Annotated in this window: 19 protein-coding genes; 7 read left to right on the top strand and 12 right to left on the bottom strand. The window is 54.4% G+C overall.

The window, feature by feature from the left end; all coding sequences use genetic code 11:
* Window position 1: 1 nt before the first annotated feature.
* The 7 genes from K3757_RS00530 to cysQ all read right to left on the bottom strand — a co-directional run bounded on the left by K3757_RS00530 (window position 2) and on the right by cysQ (window position 8,632).
* Window positions 2-1,429: a nodulation protein NodH gene (locus K3757_RS00530; protein WP_259998256.1), complete on the bottom strand. Its 1,428-nt coding sequence runs from the start codon at window positions 1,427-1,429 to the stop codon at window positions 2-4.
* Window positions 1,430-3,133 (bottom strand): beta-1,6-N-acetylglucosaminyltransferase, encoded by a 1,704-nt coding sequence (locus tag K3757_RS00525; protein WP_259998255.1) that lies wholly within the window; start codon window positions 3,131-3,133, stop codon window positions 1,430-1,432. It lies immediately after the preceding gene.
* Window positions 3,130-4,140 (bottom strand): glycosyltransferase family 2 protein, encoded by a 1,011-nt coding sequence (locus K3757_RS00520; protein WP_409202562.1) that lies wholly within the window; start codon window positions 4,138-4,140, stop codon window positions 3,130-3,132. Before K3757_RS00520 ends, K3757_RS00525 begins: the two co-directional genes overlap by 4 nt.
* Window positions 4,141-4,184: 44 nt before the next feature.
* The gene (locus K3757_RS00515) at window positions 4,185-5,453 is read right to left on the bottom strand and encodes a glycosyltransferase family 1 protein (RefSeq protein WP_259998254.1); all 1,269 of its coding nucleotides are present in this window, start codon (window positions 5,451-5,453) and stop codon (window positions 4,185-4,187) included.
* 43 nt (window positions 5,454-5,496) lie between these two features.
* Window positions 5,497-6,381 carry a UTP--glucose-1-phosphate uridylyltransferase GalU gene (galU, locus tag K3757_RS00510; protein WP_259998253.1) on the bottom strand — a complete coding sequence of 295 codons (885 nt, stop codon included), beginning with the start codon at window positions 6,379-6,381 and terminating at the stop codon, window positions 5,497-5,499.
* A gap of 187 nt (window positions 6,382-6,568) precedes the next feature.
* The gene (locus tag K3757_RS00505; protein ID WP_259998251.1) at window positions 6,569-7,804 is read right to left on the bottom strand and encodes a glycosyltransferase family 2 protein; all 1,236 of its coding nucleotides are present in this window, start codon (window positions 7,802-7,804) and stop codon (window positions 6,569-6,571) included.
* A 30-nt stretch (window positions 7,805-7,834) separates the two neighbouring features.
* Window positions 7,835-8,632 (bottom strand): 3'(2'),5'-bisphosphate nucleotidase CysQ, encoded by a 798-nt coding sequence (gene cysQ / locus K3757_RS00500; protein ID WP_259998249.1) that lies wholly within the window; start codon window positions 8,630-8,632, stop codon window positions 7,835-7,837.
* Between the two features lie 114 nt (window positions 8,633-8,746).
* On the opposite strand from cysQ, the gene K3757_RS00495 reads away from it, so the two are divergent.
* Window positions 8,747-9,571 carry an ABC transporter permease gene (locus K3757_RS00495; protein WP_259998247.1) on the top strand — a complete coding sequence of 275 codons (825 nt, stop codon included), beginning with the start codon at window positions 8,747-8,749 and terminating at the stop codon, window positions 9,569-9,571.
* A 28-nt stretch (window positions 9,572-9,599) separates the two neighbouring features.
* On the opposite strand, the gene K3757_RS00490 is transcribed toward K3757_RS00495, so the two are convergent.
* Together K3757_RS00490 and K3757_RS00485 are read right to left on the bottom strand one after the other, a co-directional pair.
* Window positions 9,600-10,079: a GNAT family N-acetyltransferase gene (locus tag K3757_RS00490; protein ID WP_259998245.1), complete on the bottom strand. Its 480-nt coding sequence runs from the start codon at window positions 10,077-10,079 to the stop codon at window positions 9,600-9,602.
* Window positions 10,080-10,181: 102 nt separating this feature from the next.
* Complete coding sequence (locus K3757_RS00485) at window positions 10,182-10,781, bottom strand: alpha-ketoglutarate-dependent dioxygenase AlkB (RefSeq protein WP_259998243.1); 600 nt, start codon at window positions 10,779-10,781, stop codon at window positions 10,182-10,184.
* A 215-nt stretch (window positions 10,782-10,996) separates the two neighbouring features.
* On the opposite strand from K3757_RS00485, the gene dnaK reads away from it, so the two are divergent.
* The 3 genes from dnaK (at window position 10,997) to radC (ending at window position 15,048) form a co-directional block, all read left to right on the top strand.
* The gene (dnaK, locus tag K3757_RS00480) at window positions 10,997-12,916 is read left to right on the top strand and encodes a molecular chaperone DnaK (RefSeq protein ID WP_259998241.1); all 1,920 of its coding nucleotides are present in this window, start codon (window positions 10,997-10,999) and stop codon (window positions 12,914-12,916) included.
* Between the two features lie 79 nt (window positions 12,917-12,995).
* Window positions 12,996-14,150, top strand: a complete 1,155-nt coding sequence (gene dnaJ / locus K3757_RS00475) for a molecular chaperone DnaJ (protein WP_259998239.1) — start codon at window positions 12,996-12,998, stop codon at window positions 14,148-14,150.
* Between the two features lie 148 nt (window positions 14,151-14,298).
* Complete coding sequence (gene radC / locus K3757_RS00470) at window positions 14,299-15,048, top strand: RadC family protein (RefSeq protein WP_409202561.1); 750 nt, start codon at window positions 14,299-14,301, stop codon at window positions 15,046-15,048.
* A 1-nt stretch (window position 15,049) separates the two neighbouring features.
* On the opposite strand, the gene K3757_RS00465 is transcribed toward radC, so the two are convergent.
* The 3 genes from K3757_RS00465 to secA all read right to left on the bottom strand — a co-directional run bounded on the left by K3757_RS00465 (window position 15,050) and on the right by secA (window position 20,471).
* Window positions 15,050-16,618, bottom strand: coding sequence for a phosphate ABC transporter substrate-binding/OmpA family protein (locus K3757_RS00465; RefSeq protein WP_259998237.1), 1,569 nt, complete (start codon window positions 16,616-16,618; stop codon window positions 15,050-15,052).
* A 17-nt stretch (window positions 16,619-16,635) separates the two neighbouring features.
* Complete coding sequence (locus tag K3757_RS00460; protein ID WP_259998235.1) at window positions 16,636-17,661, bottom strand: hypothetical protein; 1,026 nt, start codon at window positions 17,659-17,661, stop codon at window positions 16,636-16,638.
* A 107-nt stretch (window positions 17,662-17,768) separates the two neighbouring features.
* Entirely contained in the window at window positions 17,769-20,471 is a 2,703-nt protein-coding gene (secA, locus tag K3757_RS00455; RefSeq protein ID WP_259998233.1) for a preprotein translocase subunit SecA, read from the bottom strand.
* 176 nt (window positions 20,472-20,647) lie between these two features.
* Between secA and K3757_RS00450 the strand changes: the two genes are divergently transcribed.
* Genes K3757_RS00450 through mutT form a run of 3 tightly spaced genes read left to right on the top strand, consistent with a single transcriptional unit; the run spans window position 20,648 to window position 23,132 of the window.
* Window positions 20,648-21,502 (top strand): peptidylprolyl isomerase, encoded by an 855-nt coding sequence (locus K3757_RS00450; RefSeq protein ID WP_259998231.1) that lies wholly within the window; start codon window positions 20,648-20,650, stop codon window positions 21,500-21,502.
* An 8-nt stretch (window positions 21,503-21,510) separates the two neighbouring features.
* Window positions 21,511-22,737 carry a bifunctional glutamate N-acetyltransferase/amino-acid acetyltransferase ArgJ gene (gene argJ, locus K3757_RS00445; protein WP_259998229.1) on the top strand — a complete coding sequence of 409 codons (1,227 nt, stop codon included), beginning with the start codon at window positions 21,511-21,513 and terminating at the stop codon, window positions 22,735-22,737.
* Complete coding sequence (gene mutT / locus K3757_RS00440; protein ID WP_259998228.1) at window positions 22,734-23,132, top strand: 8-oxo-dGTP diphosphatase MutT; 399 nt, start codon at window positions 22,734-22,736, stop codon at window positions 23,130-23,132. Before argJ ends, mutT begins: the two co-directional genes overlap by 4 nt.
* Window positions 23,133-23,404 lie beyond the last annotated feature (272 nt).

The raw sequence follows: 23,404 nt of genomic DNA, 5'->3' as shown, positions 1-23,404 counted from the left end.
TTTAGCGCCAGCGCCCAAACCCAAACATCATGTAATCGCGCTGGTATACATCCGCGCCGAGCGCTTCGATTTCATCATCATAGATGTCTTCCAACGCGTATTTTCCATGAAAACCTGCTGGTTCGATTCGCTGTTTCTCATCATATCCAACCGCAGACGCCAGCGCTGTCAGGTCGCGCGGCAACGTATCTTCGCGCAGAATGACATCCGGCAGCGTGAAGTCACCAAAACCCTTGATCGCCTCGGCCTGAGTGCACCAGGCGGGATCAACACGAACGGCGGTCTGCCCCGCAAGATTGCCCTTTAGGAAGTTCAGAAACGCGACAAACGCCGTGCGGTGGGCGTTAACGCCAATGCTTCCCTCTTGCCCCTCTTCAGGCAGTGGCAGTTTGTACCGGCGAACCAAGGTCCGACGCAGTTGCAGGTAGCTACCTTTGTCCGAATTCATGATACGGTGGCAAAAGACCTCATGCGCCCGCAAGATCGGATGGCGTAGCACCGTAAAGCTGCGATGCCCCTCATTCTTGCGTTTCCACTGCCTTAGATCTTTCTGGGTCATCTTACTGCCCAGCGCATTCTGCTTTTCTCCGTCAAGCGCTGCAAGCCATCGGCGCACCTCTTGCTGTGGACCTCCAGCGATCGGCATAAACAGCAAGGGCGCCTTCACGCCCGTCACATAGCCAGGCACATTCGGGCCGCGCCGCGGCTCAAAGTTCGGCGTCCGGCTCAGGTCAAAGCGATCAAGTCGCGCAAGCGCCTGTTCCATTTGCGCGTAGTTAGTAACTTTTTCATGTAGCGGGCTCGGATTTTGCTTCTTAAGGCTATCGTCAAGCTCTTCCAGCATCTCCGGCACGCCAAGATAGGTCGCGATACCGTTCATTACCTCAACGCTTTGAAGGTCTTCGTAAGCAACGTAAAACGCGGTCTGGCCGCTGGTTTGCAAACGATTCATCAACAAAAGCTGGAAAGCCTGCAAAGCATTCAGATGCGCCTCGAATTCCTCGGCCACAAACTCCGCCTTTGCGGTTTTGTGCGCCTTCATATCTGTTAGCTTCCACTGCCCTGTGGTCTGCGCGATCTTCAAGCTCACATAGCTTTCGACCGGATTTCGGGTCAGAATAATCTTTGCCACCTTCGGATCATCCAGAACAACGTCCAGAATCCGCGGATCATGATCGTGGAAATAGCGAAATCCACCCATCGCGGCCGGATCGTAGCGGATCGCCCGCAGCAAAGCAGCTGGTTCCGAGTCACGGGTGGACTGATCCACACCCATAATACTGGTGCTATTCGGGTAGCCTATAAAATGGGGATTGAACGCTTCTCCGTGGCATTTGATCCCCGCAAAGGCGTTCAGATTAGCCTCCAGAAAATTGGAGCCTGTGCGCATTTCTGCAAACACAACAAAGCTGTCAAAGCGTGAAGACATTTATTTCACCAGATAAGGTTTGCGGGGCGCTTCCGTGTTTGAAACAGGCCCACGTTCGACAGGGAAATCACCCATCAAATACGGGTGCATGCCCTGATTTTTAAGGTTCTGCAGGAATTGCCCGAAGCCATGCAGGTCAACCATCTTTGGCGCCTCGGACAGCCGCCTGATTCTGGCCTGACCAATCTCATCCAAGATACCTTGCAACGGCTCCATCGGCGCTTCGATGAACTCAGCCATGTTCCAAATACGAACGCGTGCCTTTGTGTAAGGCGAGCGCAGAACATCCATATGCTCGCTCTCGATTTTTTGCAGTGCTGCGGCTACACGGCGAATTGCTCCAAAATCCATATTCGACCGGAACAGCGGTACAGACCACGCGCCTGTAATCACGGAAATTTGCGCATTAGGGTCTTTAGCCACACGCCAGTTGATGTCCTGATTGTCGAGCGGCCCGAATTGGAAACACTGCCGCTCCCCGCGTGTGTTCCAGATAAGGTTCGTCAAAAACGCCTTGGCATTGTAGTCGCGTTGCACGGCATTATCACTTAGCGCGCCATTAAGCGTCCCTTGACCATCCGCAAAATGCACCCGGTCAGGCGCGAAAAGATGACCATGTACACGCGCACCCGTGGCATTGTGCAACCAAGGCTCAAAATTCTCGAATAGTTCGGAAAACCCCTGAAACATCGAGTATTCGGCTGCGGTTACTCCGTTCTCCCAATCTTCGTTGGGAAACCGGCTTTGCATATAAAGCCCCGAACGGCCACGCGTTCGCCGCTCAACCGCTTTGGCAAAGATGCGGTCGATTTTGCCCGGATTAGGCTCCGTCTTTTTCATCGCTCCGGCGGCGTCCGTCAGGAACGCTTCGTACAGGCGGTCCGCATATGGCCAGATTTTTCGAGCAACGAAGCAGTCGGACCGCCGCAGCAATTGCAGGTGGTCATCGTAGAAAATATGCGGCTTACCCTGAAAGTCGAACTTGGACAACGTGAGCGATCGGCTCTCGATGTTTGTCGAATATAGCCGCGACAGTGTCTGGAAATAGCTTTCATCCGGAATCCAGACATGACGGAAGTACGCATCGTAGTTACCGCGCTCGGGGTCTTGCAGAATGGCAGACAAGGTTTGCCGCGTCAGGCACCACCACTGAGACCCCATATGCGGGACAACACCAGGCGGGATACGCCGCTTAAGGTTCAATTTGCGCTGGATGCTCACGGTTTTGTCGAACAAATACCGGTGCTGTTTCCATGAAAACGGGAAGCGCATTGTAAAACGCTCCTCATCCAACCCGCCAACGGTCCAAGGCACATCAGCTGTGGTCGCGCTCTCAATGAAATCGGTGCGCGGACGGTCAGCCAAATAATCAATCAGCTCATGGACAGGGCGCAGCGGCAGACACGACCCCGAAGCCAGATAGACATGACGCACATCCGGAAAGCTTGCCAACAGCAATTCTGATGCCGCTTGGGATGCCGCCACAATGCCCCAAGTCCCCCATTCACAACGGTATCGCTTACTGAATAGAACATTCGGTACATCGGCCAAAGCCGCCGCAAAATTATCATAGGTTTTCTTGGGCACATTCCGATCCACGTGGATCACAACAGGAACGTTCGCCGCCGCCCAATGACGGGCGACCTGCTCTGCACGGCCAAGTGCGGTATGCACCAACATGGCGACGCCCATCGACGCGCTCATGCCCAGTTCCCCTTTGACATCAGGCCCAGAATTTCCAGCTGGCGCCAGTTGATGTATTTCTCACTCCACTTACACCAGAGTTGCGGATTTTCCTTCACACGCTCGGCATAGGCTCTGTATTCGACCGAACCTGCGTAATGTTCGCCGCGCTCAAGCTCTTCAGCCGCTTTCGCGCCAAAAGTATCAATGAACTTCGCATGCAGCAGAACACCGCTTGCTTTTTCGCCGCCCCATTCATCATAGACCTGATTAAGTCCCCGCGGCAGCAGCATATGGGTCGAACTGACATAGACATATTTCTCGTCCCATTTGACCAACGGCACCTTATTCAGCGCAGGTGCTTTTTCAGGCTCTTCGGCAAAGAAAACCCGCGCGCGCGGCCCGCCCTGTATCCACAGATTGGTAAAGGCCGCATTACGCGCCATCGAGTAGTTGCCGCTGTCAAACCACGACGCAATCTCGATCGGGTCTTGACCAGACCGGTAAGGCTGTTCGTCCAAGCGCCCTTTTGGGTACATGTCCAGCAACATCGCTGAGAAAGACTTGATCGATGAAGCGTCCAGCCAGTCTGTCAGAGCCCGCAAAGGCCGAGTATCACAAAACGGATACACCAGAAATTCATCTGGATCGACAGTCAGCACCCAGTGGCCGTGAGCGTACTTGCGTTGCAGCCAGTTCAGCCAGTCTGCGCCAAAGCGTGACCTGCGATAACTGGCTCGCGTATGCCAGACTGAAACATCGGGCTGGTTGCGCAGATAATCCAACGCACCATCGTCACTATCATTGTCTACGAAGAAGAAGTGGTTCACGCCCTGCTTGCGGTAATAGTCCAGAAAATAGGACAAGCGTATCTTTTCGTTTCGCTGGGTGCAGAACAACAGGATATCGTCGGGCCGAATCTGATCGGTCCGGTCCACAACGCTTTTTAGCTCACGCCGTTTGCGAAATGCCCTGATGCGCCAACGTTGCCGCTGGAGCCTCAGGCGATATGATCGGATCGCACCCAAGCACTGCCCTTTATTCTTGGTCCATCAGTATTCCTGCACGCTTATCAGGTAAAACTTAATGCAATCTTGAAATGCGCTACCCACGTAGGTGCTTCAAAATCGCGGACCCTTAGCGTGATCCGAGCCTTCTTGGACCAGTCCACTATGCATTCTTCCCACAATTTAGTGGCTGAATCATCTACATAATTAGCCTTATCTGCAAGGATTTCCCTGAATGTCGCCATATTACTGCATAAAACAGGTGTACCAAGTACAAGTGCCTCGACAGCAGGCAGCCCGAAGCCCTCTGCGCGGCTTGGAAACAGTAGCGCATGCGCGCCCTCAATCAACGCACTCAGTGCCCCGTCCGAGAGGCCGGAAACCTCAAGCACCCGCGCATCTGCGCCCAGCGCATCAAGTCTTTTAAAAACCGCTTCGTTATTCCAGCCCCGACTACCACAAATCAGCAGCATTGGCGCATCCGGCCCCAAACGTTCCCAGACATCAAGCAAAAGCGCATGATTTTTACGCGGTTCTATGGTGCCTACGGTTATGAAATAGGGCGTTTCGGGTGGAAGCCCTTCTGGCAGCGCCGAACGGTCCGGTGACTGCGGCACTATCCCCAGATGGGCAACGATGCCCTGCGGCGCAGGCCCCCAATCCGACATTACGCGTTCTGTCCGCATCTGCGTATCAGCTGAATTATAGATAATCAGGTCGGCGTGCTGCTGCACTCGACGCATTTTTTGCTCAAAGACCCCAACCGTTCCTTCACGCTGAAATTGTGGAAACTCGATCGGGATAACATCATGCACAAAGACAGAAATCCGCGCCTGCGGTACGGCGCGCACCGCCTTAAAAACACGCTCTGACAAGTTGCTGTGCCCAGTGTTAAGGTAGGCGGTACCGACAGGAAGATGACGGGTCAGCATCTGCGGCAAGCCACGCGGAATACATCGCGCAACGGCCAACTTCCGGATATCGGTCAGCGCGCGTCGCGCTGTGTCCCCCATCCCCCGATGCAAACGAGACAACATATCTGGCGAAGAAAATTCAGCGCTACCAATGAGGCGCTGATGAAAACCGGCAAGACCATCTTGATCAAGCAGGACATACCCGAAAGGTGTTCGGGCCAACCCCCAAACCGGAAGCGGCCCCGCCGATAGCTCGGCGAGATACGCAAGCTCAACCCGATCCACACCTGTCCAGACACGCCCCGCGCGCCGCAGCAAACGGGTTACATCCAGCAATCGCGCCGGTGGGGTCGGGTTATGCGGTGTCCTGTCCAGTTTTAGGCCACTTTCGCGGGTCAGTCCGTGCTTTGGGCGACGCACATTGTGTGCTTGCTTTTCATTTTCCAAGCATGCCCGTTGCAGATCAATCCAAGCCGGGCACAATGCTTTTGAGGTAACCGGCAAGGTCGTCGCGCAATTCAGGACGCGCAAGACCGTAAGAGACAGTCGCCTGCAAAAACCCTGATTTAGAGCCACAATCAAACCGCTGACCAGCGAAACGGTAGCCATGCACCTTGCGACCATGCTCTAGATCAGCGGCAATAGCATCCGTCAACTGGATCTCTCCACCGGCGCCTTTCTTCATCTCGTCGAGGTTCTTCAGAACGGTCGGAGCAAGAATGTAACGTCCGATCACAGCCAGATTGGAGGGCGAATCCTCGGCTTTGGGCTTTTCGACCATGCCTTTGACATCAAGCAGTTTACCCTGATCACTGACAACATCCAGAATACCGTAGGATGATGTCTTGTCAGGATGGACCTCCATGGCAGCGACCATATTGCCGCCGGTCTCTTCATATGCTTCAACCATCTGCTGCAGACAGGGCTTGTCCGCCGCAATAACGTCATCCGGAAGAATGACCGCAAATGGCTGATCTCCGATCAAACGACGCGCACACCAGACAGCGTGACCAAGACCCAGCGCCTTATGCTGCCGGATATAAGCAATCGCACCGCTGTCCATATTTGTCTGTTGTAGAACTTCCAAAAGGTCGTCTTTGCCTTTCTTCCGCAGTTCCTCTTCGAGGTTCGGAGCCAAGTCAAAGTAATCCTCCAGCGCACCTTTGCCGCGCGAGGTAACAAAGATAAATTCGGTAATGCCAGCTGCACGGGCTTCGTCAATCGCGTACTGAATTAGCGGCCGGTCAACCAGTGTCATGATTTCTTTCGGCACGGACTTGGTCGCCGGAAGAAAGCGTGTGCCCATACCCGCGACGGGAAAAATTGCTGTGGTGACTTTGTTACCCATGAATCTTCAACTGCCTCATTTATTTATTCACATTACTAGGTAGTACGAATTACCCCAGCTTTGCGCAGCTTAGGATGCGCGAAAAAACCGAAGTTTCTAACATTTGTTGCCAATTAACGTCCAAACAAGACGTTAACATGACAGGTTGCCTATAACTACACAGAAAGGGTTACCAGCTGCAGGGGAATTAGCGTTGCTCCAACCCACGCACGGCAGCAATTCGCGCACGTTCCCGCTGGCTTCGACGGCGAAATGTTGTGAAGCGGAACAGCGGCTCATCTCGATTTGCCCGACCGAACAAGCCGCCGCGCTGCACCCACACACCGTCCAGCGTGAATTGAACGCTATGAAACAACGCCGTACGTGACAGCACCAGAACCGTTTCGATTGAGCCGGCAGCGACCCGCGCAACCGCGGCCTCGATCGCTGCGGTTGCACGTATGCCCCTCACAGAGGTAAATTTCGCCTCGCGACGACGAAACTCCACGGGGCGGAATGGCTGCATTGCGTGCCGTGGTAACTGGGCCGCGCCAAAGCTTCGATGCTGCCCGTCTTCATACCCCGCATCCAGACGATTCATGAGGCGGCGCACATCGCGCGGCTCAAGCCTTCCGGCTACCATGTGCTGCAACAGCCGCCGTCTTTCAGCGGTATGTTGCAGGCGCCAATGCGCCGGGCGGTCGGCCTTGGGGATATATTTTCGCTGGAACACTGCCCAGCTTGCGCCGATTTCAAACAGGTCACGCGGGACGCGGTCCTGACGCCGCGTGGCACTGGCGGCAAACCCGTGATGAACCTCTGCCAACGGTACCAATGCCGTTGCATGACCGGCCTGCGCCAAGCGCATGTTCACGTCAGTCTCATCCAGAAAAAAGCGGAATGCGGGATCAAACCCGCCAATATCAACCAAGACATCCCGCCGGAACGCCATGTTAGTGCCTTCTGTTTTGATGGCGCGCCCTTTTGGAGGAACCAGAACCGTGGCTTGAAACGGATCAATTTCCACCTCTTGCGGTGTTCCCTGAGCGTCAAGCGTGCGTGCCTTATACTGAAAGCTGATGCCATTTCGCGCCCGCACAAACCCGCCCATCGCAGCGACGTCTGCGCGCGCAGCCGGCGCAACCAGATGGTGCAGCCATTGCGGTTCAGGTACTGCATCGTCATCCACAAAAGCAACGATGTCGCCTGCAGCATGCTTCAGCCCCAAATTGCGCGCAGCAGATATGTTGGCTTCATCGAAGGCGATGCATTTTATCTCAGACAGCGCAGCCGATGCATTTGCCACGGCCACACCTTGTGGACAGGCGACAACAACCACTTCAAAGCTGCGATATTGCAGTTGAGCAATAGCCAGCAAACAGCGACGCAACGCTTCCGGTCGCGCGCGACTGACGACGATGACACTTACTGTCCGGTCATTCATCGCCTGCCTACTTTCATCGCGTTGGTCTGATCATGCTTTTTTCAGGTCAACACCCGGAGCATATGCAATGAAGAACGGATTTGCGTAATCAGCCTTGCCGTAGGTCAACGGGCTGTGGTCATCAAAACGGATCACATCACCACCGGCACCCTTCAGGACGGCATGACCAGCGGCCGTATCCCACTCCATCGTGCGGCCCACACGTGGGTACAAATCCGCCTCACCAGTGGCCACCAAGCAGAACTTGAGCGATGAGCCCGCGCTCTTCATATCCTTGACGTCGTATTTTCCGATGTAGTCGTCCGTTGCCTGGTCGCGGTGCGACTTGCTTGCGACCACCATCAATGCCGAATTGTCTGGCTTAGAGACTGATATGGCGGCTGTTGAACCAACATTTTCTTTGTCGAAGGCACCGGTTTCCTCGACAGACTGACCAGAGGCATCGGTAAAGAACATCCGGTTTTTCGCAGGCGCATAAACAACGCCACGTGTTGGCACACCTGCCTCTACAAGCGCGATGTTTACCGTAAAATCACCACGGCGATGAATGAACTCTTTGGTCCCATCCAGCGGATCGACAATCAGGAACGTATCACCGGTAGTGCTGTGGGTGGCAGACTGTTCTTCGGTAACCAACATAACATCGGGGAATGCCTTGCGCAGCCCGTCCGAGATGATCTTGTCAGCCGCTTCATCTGCTGCAGTTACCGGGCTATCATCTGATTTTGACTTAACATCAAAGTCATCCTGACCGTAAATCTCCATGATTTTGTCGCCCGCTTCCAGCGAAAGTGTCCGCATCACACGCGTCAATTTTTCGTAATCCATGCCCAACTCTCGCCATCCTTCGTTGATAAAAACTTTCGATACCTTATGATGCGCTTGCAACGGAACGGCAAGAATTCCGTGCGACCGTGGTCATATCCGCTAGGCAGTAAACAAATGTTCCAACCCGTCCGCACCCGTAGATCCACGCCGCATGTCGTCCTGACAATGCTGGAGTTGATCTATCACTCCATTGTACGGTCAGTGCGGAAGGGTCATAACAACGCCTTCATGGCCATCGCCACGAACCTGTTGCAGGCTGTAATCTTCGTCGGTGCCTTTTACGTCATGTTTTCCATTCTGGGCCTGCGCGGCGCAGCCCTGCGTGGGGATTTCCTGATCTACATCATGTCAGGCATTTTCCTTTACATGACGCATTCAAAGGCGCTTGGCGCTGTCGTCGGCTCCGAAGGGCCGGCAAGCCCGATGATGCAACATGCGCCAATGAACACCATTATCTCCATCGCCTCTGCCGCCCTTGGCGCACTTTATATTCAGGTTCTGTCGCTTGGCGTGATCCTGTTTGTCTATCACGTGGCGTTCACCCCGCTTGAAATAGAACAACCCATGGCAGCCTTTGCCATGCTGCTATTGGCGTGGTTCACCGGTGTCGCGCTTGGCCTTGTACTGCTTGCGATCAAGCCGTGGTTCCCAACAGCTGTCGGCGTTTTTTCGACGATTTACCAACGCGCCAACATGATCGCCTCTGGCAAGATGTTTGTCGCCAACACTCTGCCCAGCTTTATGTTGGCGATGTTCGACTGGAACCCGTTGTTTCATACAATTGATCAGGCTCGCGGATATGCGTTTATCAACTACAATCCGCGATACAGCGATCCGATGTATGCCTTCTGGGTGGGTTTGATCCTGTTGATGGTTGGTCTGATGGGGGAATTCTATACACGCCGCCATGCGTCACTTTCATGGAGCGCGCGGCGCTAGGAAAGTCTGCCAGTTGAAGAAAGGCTACCTACGGTTTCGCCTTCAACAATTTTGACATTCTGTAATTTGTCAGCGCTGATTCATTCTTGATAACCGCTTGCTTATGGTCAATTACCCACCCCAATCTCACAAAGAAGGGTTTGGCTTTTTCGCTTGCCTCAGTACTCAGCTTTGAAATGCGCTCTGCCAAAGCTCTTATTTCTATTTGGTTATACAGCAACTGACCAATTCCTTGCCCAGACAGCTCAGTTTTCACAAAGGCAAGATCAATATAACCCGATGCGTCCAAAGTCATAAATCCGACCATTAAACCGTCTTTCTCTGCCGCAAACCCTGAAATATTCTCAAATTTGTGCCGCCAGCCTTTAGGGTTGGGGGCACGTCCAGCCCACGCCGTTCGTTGCTCTGACGAGTAAACATCGCTGGTTCCATAGTGCACAGCATCAAAGAAAATCTCTGCGGCGGCTTCGGCATCTTCACGTACCAGCGATCTGATTTTTATCGGCATATAGCCTCCTAGCTCGAGGTAAATGCCTCCCTAAAATATACCTTTCAACAACCTGAAATGGGGTCGAAGCGACTATTCCGCGAAACAGCTATACCGCACCAGTCACTCCACCACTCTCAACGTCAAATTCAGGCGCCCACCCTTGGGCAGGAGTTTGGAGGAACCCGACCTGATCCGATCAACACCGTGATATGCCAAACGTGCAGCACCGCCCATCACCACCACATCACCTGATCGCAGCCAGATACTTTCAGTTTTGCCGCCGCGCGTGACGTTGCCCATGCGAAACAGCCCCTCATCCCCTAATGAAATGGAAACCACCGGCCAGCCCATATTTGTCTCATCACTATCTTGATGCAGTCCCATCTTGGCCTGCGCATCGTAGTAGTTGATCAAGCAACACTCCGGTTGCCGATCTAGCCCAGTCACCTGCTGCCAGATATCCAGAACTTCAACAGGGATCGCAGGCCACGGCGTTCCCTTCGGGTGCTTCGGGATATAGCGATAGCCCTTTTTGTCCGAGTACCAACCATAGGTCCCCGCCGCAGTCATCCGCACCGACATCGCCTTACCATTTGGCGTATCAGGTCGAAAAAACGGTGCCTGCGCCACGACAGCACGCACAGCATTCAAAACTGCACGCTGCCGCCCGACATCCAGAAAACCCGAGTGGATTTCAAAGCCTTTAACCGACAATTTCACCGTGCCACCCTCAATTTATGACCAAATTTCAGGATTTATTCCTGAATCATCACTTCTTGGTGTCCGCCATGGTTGCAGCACCCCTACCCCCTCACTATATACCCACCGAACTGCTGGGAACGACCTGTTTCCAGCGTCAACCAGATCGGAGCCAAGGTGCCGTAACGGGCCTGTGCTTCGTGTAATCGCCTTGAGCTAAAAGAGGGATCGAAAACATGGCCAAAGTAATTGGTATTGACCTTGGAACTACAAACTCCTGCATCGCCATCATGGACGGCAGCCAGCCTCGCGTTATCGAGAACGCCGAAGGCGCGCGCACAACGCCCTCCATCGTGGCCTTCACAGATGACGAGCGCCTAGTTGGCCAGCCGGCAAAACGCCAGGCCGTCACAAACCCAGACAACACAATCTTCGGTGTGAAGCGTCTGATCGGTCGTCGCAATGACGATGCGGATCTTGCAAAAGACAAGAAGAACCTGCCGTTCAACGTGATCGACGGCGGCAACGGTGACGCATGGGTAGAAGCGCGCGGCGAAAAATATTCGCCTTCGCAAATCTCTGCCTTCATTCTCGGTAAGATGAAAGAAACCGCTGAGTCGTACCTTGGCGAAGAAGTCACACAAGCCGTGATCACGGTGCCTGCATACTTTAACGACGCCCAGCGTCAGGCAACCAAAGACGCCGGCAAAATCGCCGGTCTTGAAGTGCTGCGTATCATCAACGAACCGACAGCTGCCGCGCTTGCCTACGGTCTGGACAAAGAGAATACACAAACCATCGCGGTCTATGACCTTGGTGGCGGTACGTTCGACGTGACCATCCTCGAAATCGACGACGGCCTCTTCGAGGTGAAATCCACCAACGGTGATACATTCCTTGGCGGTGAAGACTTTGACATGCGCATCGTCAACTACCTTGCTGACGAGTTCAAAAAAGAGCACCAGGTTGACCTGACCAAAGACAAGATGGCTCTGCAGCGTCTGAAAGAAGCTGCCGAGAAAGCCAAAATCGAACTGTCTTCGTCTTCCCAGACAGAGATCAACCAGCCGTTTATCTCAATGGGCTCAACCGGCCAGCCGCTGCACATGGTTATGAAACTGACCCGTGCCAAACTGGAATCTCTGGTTGGTGACCTGATCAAAGCGTCCATGAAGCCTTGTGCCGCTGCGCTTAAGGATGCGGGTCTGACGGCTGCTGACATCGACGAGGTTGTTCTTGTGGGTGGTATGACCCGCATGCCGCGCGTGATCGAAGAAGTGACAAAGTTCTTCGGCAAGGAGCCACACAAAGGTGTGAACCCTGACGAAGTTGTTGCCCTTGGCGCCGCCATTCAGGCCGGTGTTCTTCAGGGTGACGTCAAAGACGTCGTTCTGCTGGACGTGACACCTCTGTCGCTTGGTATCGAAACGCTCGGTGGTGTGTTCACACGCCTGATCGATCGCAACACAACCATCCCGACAAAGAAGAGCCAAATCTTCTCGACTGCGGAAGACAACCAGAACGCTGTGACCATCCGTTGTTTCCAGGGGGAACGTGAAATGGCTGCCGACAACAAGATCCTCGGTGCCTTCAACCTTGAAAACATCCCGCCTGCCCCACGCGGCATGCCTCAGATCGAAGTGACCTTCGACATCGATGCCAACGGTATCGTTTCGGTCGGCGCTTTGGATAAAGGCACCGGTAAAGAGCAGAAGATCACCATTCAGGCCTCCGGCGGTCTGTCTGATGCGGATATCGAAAAGATGGTCAAAGACGCCGAAGAGAATGCGGAATCGGACAAAGAGCGCCGCGCATTGATCGAGGCGAAAAACCAGGCGGAAAGCCTCATCCACTCGACCGAAAAGTCTGTGGAAGAGCATTCCGACAAGGTTGACCCAACGACGGTTGAAGCGATTGAGCTTGCCATCGCAGCACTCAAGGACGAGCTGGAAACAGAGAACGCCGAGAAAATCAAATCCGGCATCCAGAACGTAACCGAGGCCGCGATGAAACTGGGCGAAGCGATCTACAAGAACGCTCAGGAAGAGGGCGAAGACATGGCGCAAGCAGCTGATGAAGCGGCTGGCGGCAAGTCGGATGACGATGATATCGTCGATGCCGATTTCGAAGACCTCGATAACGACAAACGCGCGTAAATCCGCAGTTCGGAACTAATGACAGGGCCGGTCCGATCAGACGGGCCGGCCCTTCGCGTTCCAGTAAAGGATACTACTGATGGCAAAACGTGACTACTATGAGGTCCTCGGCATCTCAAAAGGTGCATCTGCTGACGAGATTAAGAAGGGCTATCGCACAAAGGCGAAAGAACTCCACCCGGACCGCAACAAAGACAAACCAGAGGCCGAAGGCCAGTTCAAAGAAGCGAACGAAGCTTATGAGGTTCTAAAGGACGCCGACAAGAAGGCGGCCTATGACCGATACGGGCACGCTGCATTTGAAGGCGGCATGGGCGGCGGTGGCCGTCCCGGTGGCGGCTTTGGCGGCGGACAAGGTGATTTCTCTTCTGCATTTTCGGATGTGTTTGACGACCTGTTTGGCGATTTTATGGGTGGCCGTGGCCAGCAGGGCGGCGGACGCCGCGCTGCACGCGGATCGGATCTCCGTTTCAATCTACGTGTTTCCCTTGAGGATGCATTTTCTGGACTGCAGAAATCCATCAATGTTCCTACATCCATAAGCTGCGGTTCCTGCAGCGGCTCCGGCGCAGAAGGCGGTGCAGAACCCACAACCTGCCCCACCTGCTCAGGCATGGGCAAAGTTCGCGCTCAACAAGGTTTTTTCACCGTTGAGCGGACGTGCCCTACATGTTCTGGCCTTGGCCAGATCATTAAGAATCCGTGCAAAACCTGCCATGGTGCGGGACGTGTTGAAAAAGACCGTTCTTTGTCCGTCAACATTCCTGCGGGCGTTGAGACGGGTACGCGTATCCGACTTGCCGGCGAAGGTGAGGCCGGAATGCGTGGTGGTCCCTCCGGTGATCTCTATATCTTCATTGAGGTGCTAGAGCATGAATTGTTCGAACGCGACGGGCCAAATCTGTTCTGTCGCGTCCCTGTAAGCATGAGCAGTGCAGCCTTGGGTGGCAGCATCGAGGTTCCCACAATTGATGGTGGCCGCGGCCGCGTTCAAGTTCCCGCAGGCAGCCAATCAGGCCGCCAAATGCGTCTTCGCAGCAAGGGTATGCCCCACCTGCGTGGCGGCGCAACCGGTGACATGATTATTGAGCTGGCTGTTGAAACGCCTGTGAACCTCACAAGTCGCCAGAAAGAAATCCTGCGCGAATTCGACGAGCTCTCGGAAGAGAACAACCCCGAAAGCAGCAGCTTCTTCTCTTCGGTCAAATCCTTCTGGGATTCGATGAAGGGCTAGCGCCGCAATTAACAGGCGCGCACATCAAGATGCGCGCCTGTTAGACGTTTTCCACATTAAGAGAGATTCTGGAACGGACAGCCTTGGCTGTATAAGAAATTCTTGGCTGTTAACACTTTTCTAACCACCAGCAAGCAATCCTGTTTGCATGTCTGCTTTCAAAGAACAGCCCCTTCCCTTTCTTATGGATGAAGCTCACATAGCGGAGCCTGTGGGGGGCAAGCAACCTTCCTATATTGCAGACCATCGCCAACGCCTGCGCGCCCGTTTCATGGCGGGGGGTGCTGCTGCAATGCCCGAATACGAGCTTTTGGAGCTGGTTCTTTTCCGCGCTATTCCGCGTCGTGATGTAAAACCGTTAGCACGTGCACTCATGGATCGTTTTGGCGATTTTAACCGCGTCGTTACAGCATCAGAGGCACGGCTGCGCGACATCAAAGGCGTTGGAGACGCAGTCATTATCGAGCTCAAGATCGTCGAAGCCGCAGCGCACCGAATGGCGCGATCCAAAATCATGAAAACCCAAATCCTGTCGAGCTGGGATGCACTTTTGGACTATTGCCACACAACAATGGCCCACCGCGAAACGGAGCAGTTTCGTGTTCTTTACCTGGATCGGAAGAACGTTCTGATCGGGGATGAAGAACAGGCCAAGGGCACAGTTGATCATGTACCGGTCTATCCTCGCGAAGTGGCAAAGCGTGCGCTCGAACTGAACGCATCCGCAGTTATCCTTGTGCACAATCACCCGTCAGGGGACCCAACACCTTCTCAATCCGATATCGACATGACAAACCGTGTGAATGCGGCGTGTGATGCGCTTGGGCTCACATTACATGACCATTTGATTATCGGAAAATCTCAAGAGCTTAGCTTTCGCGCGGAAGGCTACCTTTGATCTAGCGAACCCAAACCTCAACGCGCCTGTTCGCCTGGCGCCCCCACGCGCTGTCATCGCAGGCCATCGGCATCGCCTCGCCAAAGGCATCTACGCCCAGCTCAACCCGTTCAAGATCTGCCGCCAGAGCCGCTTCGCTTACCGCCCGGCGGACAGCGTCTGCCCTGCGCAGCGCAATCTCACGGTTCGCCTCGGCAGCGCCATTTCCATCGCTGAACCCCACAAACAGCAAGCGACGCGCATCATATTGGCCTACTTCCAGCGCACGCGCCAATTGCAGCACGTTAGAGCGCGATTGTGCGTCCAGGCGCACTGATCCCGCCTCAAACCTGAATGACGTACTGAGCCTTGCCATAGGTGTCAGCGTCGCAGTCATACGTTGGAGTTCGCCGAGGCTGATCTCGGTCCCTGCGTGAGCGATGGCATTGGCAAAGCGGTTCCCTTGCTGCTCCACCTCTATCTCTTCAGGTGTCTGGTCGACAAATCCAGAACGACGTATCACGATCTGAGCAGCCGGACCGCGGGTGAAGGCCAAAAACTCCCGCGCGAGCTGAGGCAACCGGCGCGCGGGAAAATACAGAAACATCGGGGCTGTCAGGGGATAGTCCTCGGTTTTGATTGTCCGGCGCGATGCCTCCATAGAAAAGCCGCATGTGCCAGTCAGCGCCAGTGCTTGCGTGTCACCACGATCAGCATAGCTGGTCAACCCAAGCGAAAACGTATCTGCCGCGACAGCCCGCGCCAAATCAGATGGCATCGCATGGCGTGTGGCCTGCTTCGACAATTTAGTCAGATTGGCCGGGCGTAATAGCTGGTCTACCAATGCTTGCCCCAAACCTGACGCATCATCAGGTAGATGTAGATCTATCGGAACGTCAGGCCCACCGAGCACTTCCCAATTCGTGATCTGCCCCGCCAATACCATTGAAAGATCGGCAGGCGAAATGCCCCGCACAGGATTGGACCCGGAGACAACTGGGACAATCGCATCCAAAGCCAGAACACGGCTTCGGTTCGGTCCTGTCATATCCCCTAGCCCAGCCTCGCGGGCGCGGCTGCGTTCGTCGGGTCGAATTTCACGCAGAGACATGACGATATCAGCCTCATCAGCCAATAGATCGGCAAATCCCTCGTCGGTATTGCTTACACGGAAATAGAATCGGGCCGCCAGCTTTTCATCTGCGCTGCGACGGATCAGGTAGGTGAAGGTCCCGGAGTCTTCGCCGTCTTCGCGTTCTGTAAAATATCCGTTTTTCTGTGCGAAAGCTTCTATCAGGGCAGGCATCACAATGGCGCCTAAAGTAGGCGCACCTGAAATTTGAAGCTCCGCCACATAATCTTGCAGGTTTGGGCATGCGGGCCCCGCACATAGAACGCCGGAACCGTCGATGGTTAGTTCGCCATATTCGGTCTGGATGCGATAGAATTCTCCATCGAACCCAAGCAACATGCCGCTCAGCTCCACCTTGCTGTCGCGAGAGGTAAGCGTGATATCCTGCGCTTGGGAAGGCAGGGTAGAGCCAAAAAGGAAAAGTGCGGCGAAGATCGCCGCACATATCACTCTGATCATGGGACCTCAGCGTTGCGTTATCTGGACGCAACCTTCAGGTCTTCGAAGAGATTATTCAACACAAGAAAGTTACCAGTCGCGTCACAGTCGGGAACTGACAGCGTCAAATTCCGCGTTGTGATATCGATGCCACTACCTGTTTGTAGTGTTTTGGCTTCGATCTCCAAGCCGCAGTTACTGGCAGCAACTTCTGTTTCAACGCTCAGCGCTACGTCACCGGAGTTCTTCGCGGCATTTGTCGGGAACGTATAGACCTCGGCCAGCAGCCCATCCGGCACGTCGCGGTCACCCAATAGCGAGATATAGCCACCCTGACCCGTTACAGCGTATGACATATCACGGGCAGCACCAGACCAGACGTGTCCATCGGATCCGTAGTCGGCACCAAACTCACGCGCATGAAGTTGAAAGCCTGTCTCGCCCTTCCACTGGAGAGCTACACGGTCAAAGTCGGCCATTTCTTCAACTGTGGTCTGTGCGACCGCGCCTTCACCGTTTGTGAACGCCACGATAAAGACGGCCTCTTCCGCAAGTGCGGGAACTGTAATGTTAAACGCACCAGCCGCGTCGGTAGTCTGGTTGAACACCAGACCACTGTGATGCACCGTCACGCGTTCGGATGGCAAACAGGGGGCGTTCAACGTCAGGTTCACCATTGCCGCTGCGACAGGGCGTGCATTCGCTGCTATATCACAATCAGCCTGCAATTCAGCTTCCTGAATGTCCGGGGTATCTGGCTGATCTATTGCATCTGCGGCCTGCATGTCCGGACGATCACCTGGGTCAGGCGCGACAATCTCTTGCGCGGCGACAGGAGTCACATCTTCTTCTACGCTTGCTGCAGGAGCAGCTTGTGAAAATTCAGCGGAAGTCAGAGTGATCTCTGCAACGTCCAGCACACTAGCCTGCGAGTTAGCGAGGGGCGCACCAGCGAATTGAGCCGTTTGCCTTTCGGCAGATTGGGTATTCTGCATGAAAAACCCGATACTGACAGCACAGGCTAGCGTTCCTGCTGTCGTGACGATTTCCTTGCGATACTTCATGGTCTCGGTCCCTTGATACGGAGTGGGTCGAGGTATCCATGAACTGGAAACAGGGCCGCAATGGGGCAGCCCTGCGCTAGTAATATGGCAAGCTTTCGTTAACGCCTTTAGGAAAGACGACCATGGCAGTGCTTGAACTTCTCGCCGGACCCACATGGGCACGCTTCGTTCCGCCCCGGATTCCCCCATGTTGTAGGGTCATTTTCGTCAAACCCTTCAACAGCTTCGGTCACCTTGGCCTCTGACGCATCAACAGCATCATCAGCGGCTTCTGCCGCGGCTTTTTGCTGCTCAAGCATTTGTTGGATCATGCGCTGCTGGTCTTCTTCGCTCGCAGGTTCTACGCGGGCCAGACGCTTGGTCACTTCCGCACGCAAGCTGTCCAACATGCCTTCAAACAGCTGGAACGATTCGTTCTTATACTCGTTCAGCGGATCGCGCTGCGCATAGCCCCGGAAGCCGACAACCGAGCGCAAATGTTCGAGCATAAGAAGGTGGTCGCGCCACTTGGCATCAATCGTTTGCAGCAAGAAGTGCTTTTCGACATTGCGCATGTTTTCTGCACCAAACTTTTCGGCCTTTTCCGCCATCAGTTTGTCTGTCGCTTCAATCAGGCGTTCGCGAATGATATCGTCATCCACGCCATCTTCTTCGCACCATGCGATAACCGGAACATCCACGCCCAGCTGTTCAATCACTGCGGCATAGAAACCTTCAGTGTCCCACTGGTCTGCATAGGTGTTGCGCGGCATGTATTGATCAACCAGATCGTCAATCATCTGATGACGCATATCTTCTGTAATCTCGTGCAGATCCTGCGATTCCATAATATCGCGGCGTTGACCAAAGATCACTTTGCGCTGCTCGTTCATCACGTCATCGAACTTCAACAACTGCTTACGCATGTCAAAGTTACGGCCTTCTACCTTGGCCTGCGCGCGCTCCAACGATTTATTCACCCAAGGGTGAATGATGGCTTCGCCCTCTTTGAGACCCAGCGATGTCAGGACCTTCTCAAGCCGTTCAGACCCGAAAATCCGCATGAGATCATCTTCGAGGGAAAGGAAGAAAGAAGAGCGGCCCGGATCACCCTGACGGCCCGAACGGCCACGCAGCTGGTTGTCAATCCGGCGACTTTCATGCCGCTCGGACGCAAGAACATAGAGGCCACCAGCTTCCAGTACCTTTTTCTTCTCGTCCGCATGTTCAGTTTCGATACGCGCGCGAATCTCAATCGGATCAGCGTCAGGATCAGCAGCCAATGCCTCCAGCACCTTCAGCTCAACGTTGCCGCCCAGCTGAATGTCTGTACCCCGTCCCGCCATATTGGTAGCGATCGTCACCGCGCCCAGCTTGCCTGCGTCACCGACAATTTGTGCTTCCTGCTCGTGCTGGCGCGCGTTCAGGACATTGTGCTTGATGCCCTCGGCTTCGAGCATCCGGCTAAGCGTTTCTGATTTCTCGATTGAGGTCGTACCCACAAGGCAAGGCTGCCCCTTCGCATGGGCCTCTTTTACCTTTTCGATCATCGCTGCGTATTTCTCGGCTACGGTCCGGTAAACGGCATCATCCTCGTCTACCCGTGCCACTGGCACGTTTGTCGGCACTTCGACCACGCCCAAGCCGTAAATTTCCATGAACTCGTCCGCTTCAGTCAGCGCAGTCCCGGTCATACCGGCAAGCTTGTCATAAAGACGGAAGTAGTTCTGGAAGGTCACAGACGCCAGTGTGACGTTCTCAGGTTTGATATCCACGCCTTCTTTAGCCTCGATCGCCTGATGCAGACCGTCACCCAAACGGCGCCCCGCCATCATACGACCGGTGAATTCATCAATTAGAACAACCTCACCATCGCGCACGATATAGTCTTTGTCTTTTACAAACAGCTTATGAGCCCGCAGGCCCTGATTGACGTGATGGACAATCGACGTGCTTTCCGGATCATAGAGGGTAAAACCCTCTTCCAGCAGGTCACGCACGCGCAGTTGCTCTTCGAGGAATTCGATTCCGTCATCGGTAAAGGTCACATTGCGGGTCTTTTCATCCAGTTCATAGTGCTCTGGCTGAAGCAGCGGGATGATTTGATCGATGGTCAGATACATCTCTGAGCGGTCATCCGTCGGGCCGGAGATGATGAGAGGCGTCCGCGCTTCGTCGATGAGAATGCTGTCGACCTCGTCCACAATCGCGAAATTATGCTCTTTTTGATAGATATCGCTCAGCTCGGATTTCATGTTATCGCGCAGATAATCGAAGCCCAGCTCATTGTTGGTGGCGTAAGTGATGTCGCAAGAGTACGCCTGACGCTTGGCTTCGTCGGTCATATTCGGGAACACAAAACCCGTGGTAAGGCCCAGTGAGGCAAATACTTTGCCCATCCACTCAGCATCGCGTTTTACAAGGTATTCGTTCACCGTGACGATATGCACACCCTTGTGCGTCAATGCGTTCAGGTAAGCTGCGAATGTCGCCGTCAGGGTTTTACCCTCACCTGTCTTCTGCTCGGCCACGTTGCCTTGATGCAAGAAAATGGCGCCCATCAGCTGCGTATCGAAGGCCCGTAAGCCCAAGGTGCGGCGCGCGCCCTCACGACAGTTTGCAAAAGCTTCGGGCAACAGGTCATCAAGGCTCTCGCCTTTCATCGCCCGCGTGGCCAATTCTTCTGTTTTGTCCTTGATGCCTTCATCGGAAAGCTTCTCGAACTCAGGCTCAAGCGCGTTGATCTTATCGATCAGCGGACGAACGGCCCTGATCTTGCGATCATTTCGCGTACCAAAAACTTTTTTGGTGATTTTTCCGAGTCCCAGCATGCGATCTCCAGCCGAAGTTTCAATTCTATTGCGCGATCTGCTTGCCCCGCAAACACCCAGTCCATAAATAGAAGGGGAGAATGGTGGCTTTACGCCGCGCCCATCAGCGATGTAAGGGCCACCACATAGCGTGTCAATGTAACCGGCCCGATAGCACCGGAATGATAGGACGATCCATGCAAAAACCCCTCACTTTTCTTGCGCCACTGGCGTTTGTCGCAGCAATGGCGCTGCCCGCAGCCGCACAAGAGACCGTAACAGCAGACCCATCCGTGGTTGTAGCGACCGTTGGAGATACAGAAATCACTGTCGGTCACATGATTGTAGCTTGGGCAAGCTTGCCACAGCAGTATCAGGACCTGCCCGACGACGTCCTATTCCAGGGCATTCTGGATCAACTGGTTCAGCAGACCGCTTTGCAGCAGCAATTCACCGGCGATTTGCCCAAGCGCGTCGAGCTGCAAATCGAAAACGAGCGCCGCTCGCTCACCGCTGGTGAAGCCATCAATGGCATCATGGAGCAGCCTCTTTCCGAAGAAGACGTGCAGGCCGCGTATGAAGAAGAATACAGCAATGTAGACCAAGAGAAGGAATACAACGCCTCCCACATTCTGGTTGAGACAGAAGAAGCGGCGCTTGCAGTCGTCGAAGAGCTTGCTGGTGGCGCTGAGTTCGCCGCAGTGGCACGTGAAAAATCGACAGGGCCTTCGGGCCCCAACGGTGGTCAGCTTGGCTGGTTCGGAACTGGCGCGATGGTCCCAGAATTCGAAGCCGCGGTTATCGCACTTGAACCTGGCGCTGTTTCTGCACCGGTTAAAACACAGTTCGGCTGGCACGTGATCACGCTGAACGAAACCCGCATTCAAGAAGCACCCGCTTTGGAAGAAGTCCGGGAAGAGATCGAAATGCAAATCCGTCAGGTTCGCGCTCAGGCAAAAATCGAAGAAGTGACTTCGATGGCGGACGTGGATCGCAGTGGCGCCGAAGGCGTTGACACCTCTGTCATCAAACAAGTCACAGTGCTGGAGTAAGCATAACTATGGCAAAAATCACCGCCGTTTCGCCGCTGGCACCCGCCAAGTTTCCCGCTTTGCCGGTCATTGAGGGTGTCAAATTTGCGACCGTTGCGGCGGGCGTAAAATATCAGGGGCGCACAGACGTCATGTTGGCGACTCTGATACCAGGGACGGTCGTTGCCGGAGCGTTCACGCGCTCCGCAACGCGCTCTGCGCCCGTATTGGATTGTCAGGCGAAGATCGGCCAGGCCTCCTCAGACGGGGCAGCGATATTGGTTAACTCGGGCAACTCCAATGCGTTTACCGGCAAAGGCGGCGTGGCTTCTGTCGAAGCGATTACCGCAGCAGTGGCCAAGACGTGCAACATCCCGCAAGCCCGCGTGTTCACGTCTTCTACAGGTGTCATCGGGGAGCCGTTGCCCCATGATCGGATCACAGCGGTTCTCGACATCCTTGCATCTGACAGCAGTTCAGACGGCATTGAGGCCGCTGCCAAGGCAATCATGACCACCGACACCTTCCCAAAAGGGGCCGCCGCGTCTGTAGAGATTGATGGGAAAACAGTCTCTATTGCGGGGATTGCAAAGGGTTCTGGTATGATCGCACCCGATATGGCGACTATGCTGGTCTACATATTTACCGATGCCAAGATTGAGCAATCTGCGCTGCAAAAGCTCGTCTCGGCTTCTAACGATGCAACCTTTAACTGCATCACCGTCGATAGCGACACCTCGACATCTGATAGCCTAATTGTCGCCGCGACAGGTACCAGTGGTGTTGCGGTTGATACGGATAAGGATTTTGCAAACGCACTGCACCGCGTGATGCTGGACCTCGCGCATCAGGTGGTGCGTGATGGAGAAGGCGCCACCAAATTCGTTGAGATCTCAGTGACTGGTGCCGCGTCGGATGCAGATGCAAAAATTCACGCGATGTCGATTGCGAACTCTCCTTTGATTAAAACAGCTATCGCGGGTGAGGACCCCAACTGGGGTCGCGTTGTAATGGCAGTCGGTAAATCAGGTGCCGCTGCGGATCGCGACCTTTTGAGCATCCGGTTTGGTGATGTCGAAGTAGCAAAAGACGGATGGCGTAGTGAAAGCTATTCTGAAGAAGATGCCGCCGCGCATATGAAGGGCGAAAACATCCGCATCGGGGTAGATATCGGGATCGGGAAAGGCGCGGCCACTGTTTGGACGTGCGATTTGACCCACGGCTACATCGCAATCAACGCTGACTACCGCTCATGAAAATGGTGCTTGTCTCGGCCGTTGCCCTGATCGATGTGGACGGGCGGGTTCTGTTGGCGCAACGTCCACAGGGCAAATCCATGGCGGGTCTTTGGGAGTTCCCTGGCGGGAAGATCGAACAGGGTGAAACCCCCGAAGAAGCCCTGATTCGCGAGCTACACGAGGAACTCGGTATTGATACCTGGGCCTCATGTCTCGCACCGTTGACGTTTGCGAGCCATAGTTACGATGATTTCCATCTGATGATGCCGCTTTTTGCCTGCCGGAAGTGGCAGGGGGTGCCACATGGACGCGAAGGACAAGTCCTGAAGTGGGTTAAGCCCAATCAAATGCGTGATTATCCAATGCCCGCAGCGGATATCCCGCTCATCTCTACTTTGCGCGACTGGCTGTAGAATTCCGCGCAGCGCGACTCGATCGGTATTGGCGTTTTCATGATTGTGCTAGATTTGTGAACAATAGTGATTAGGATGGACGCAGTTTGAAAACTGGGGGGAGTTTTATGCTACGTACAATCACATTGGGAAGCTGTGTATCAGTTCAGGGCACATTCGTGAAATCTACGCCGGATGGACGAATTGCCGTTCAAGTCGATAACGTCATCTATTCTGGCTTACCCGTTCTGAAAAAATAGACCTTGGTTGGTGCGAAATGATTAAAGGGACGG

Origin of the sequence: Sulfitobacter sp. S223 (assembly GCF_025143825.1) — a bacterium.
Classification (GTDB): Bacteria; Pseudomonadota; Alphaproteobacteria; order Rhodobacterales; family Rhodobacteraceae; genus Sulfitobacter.
Note: the sequence above shows the minus strand (reverse complement) of the source record. Positions and strands in the feature narration are given on the sequence as shown.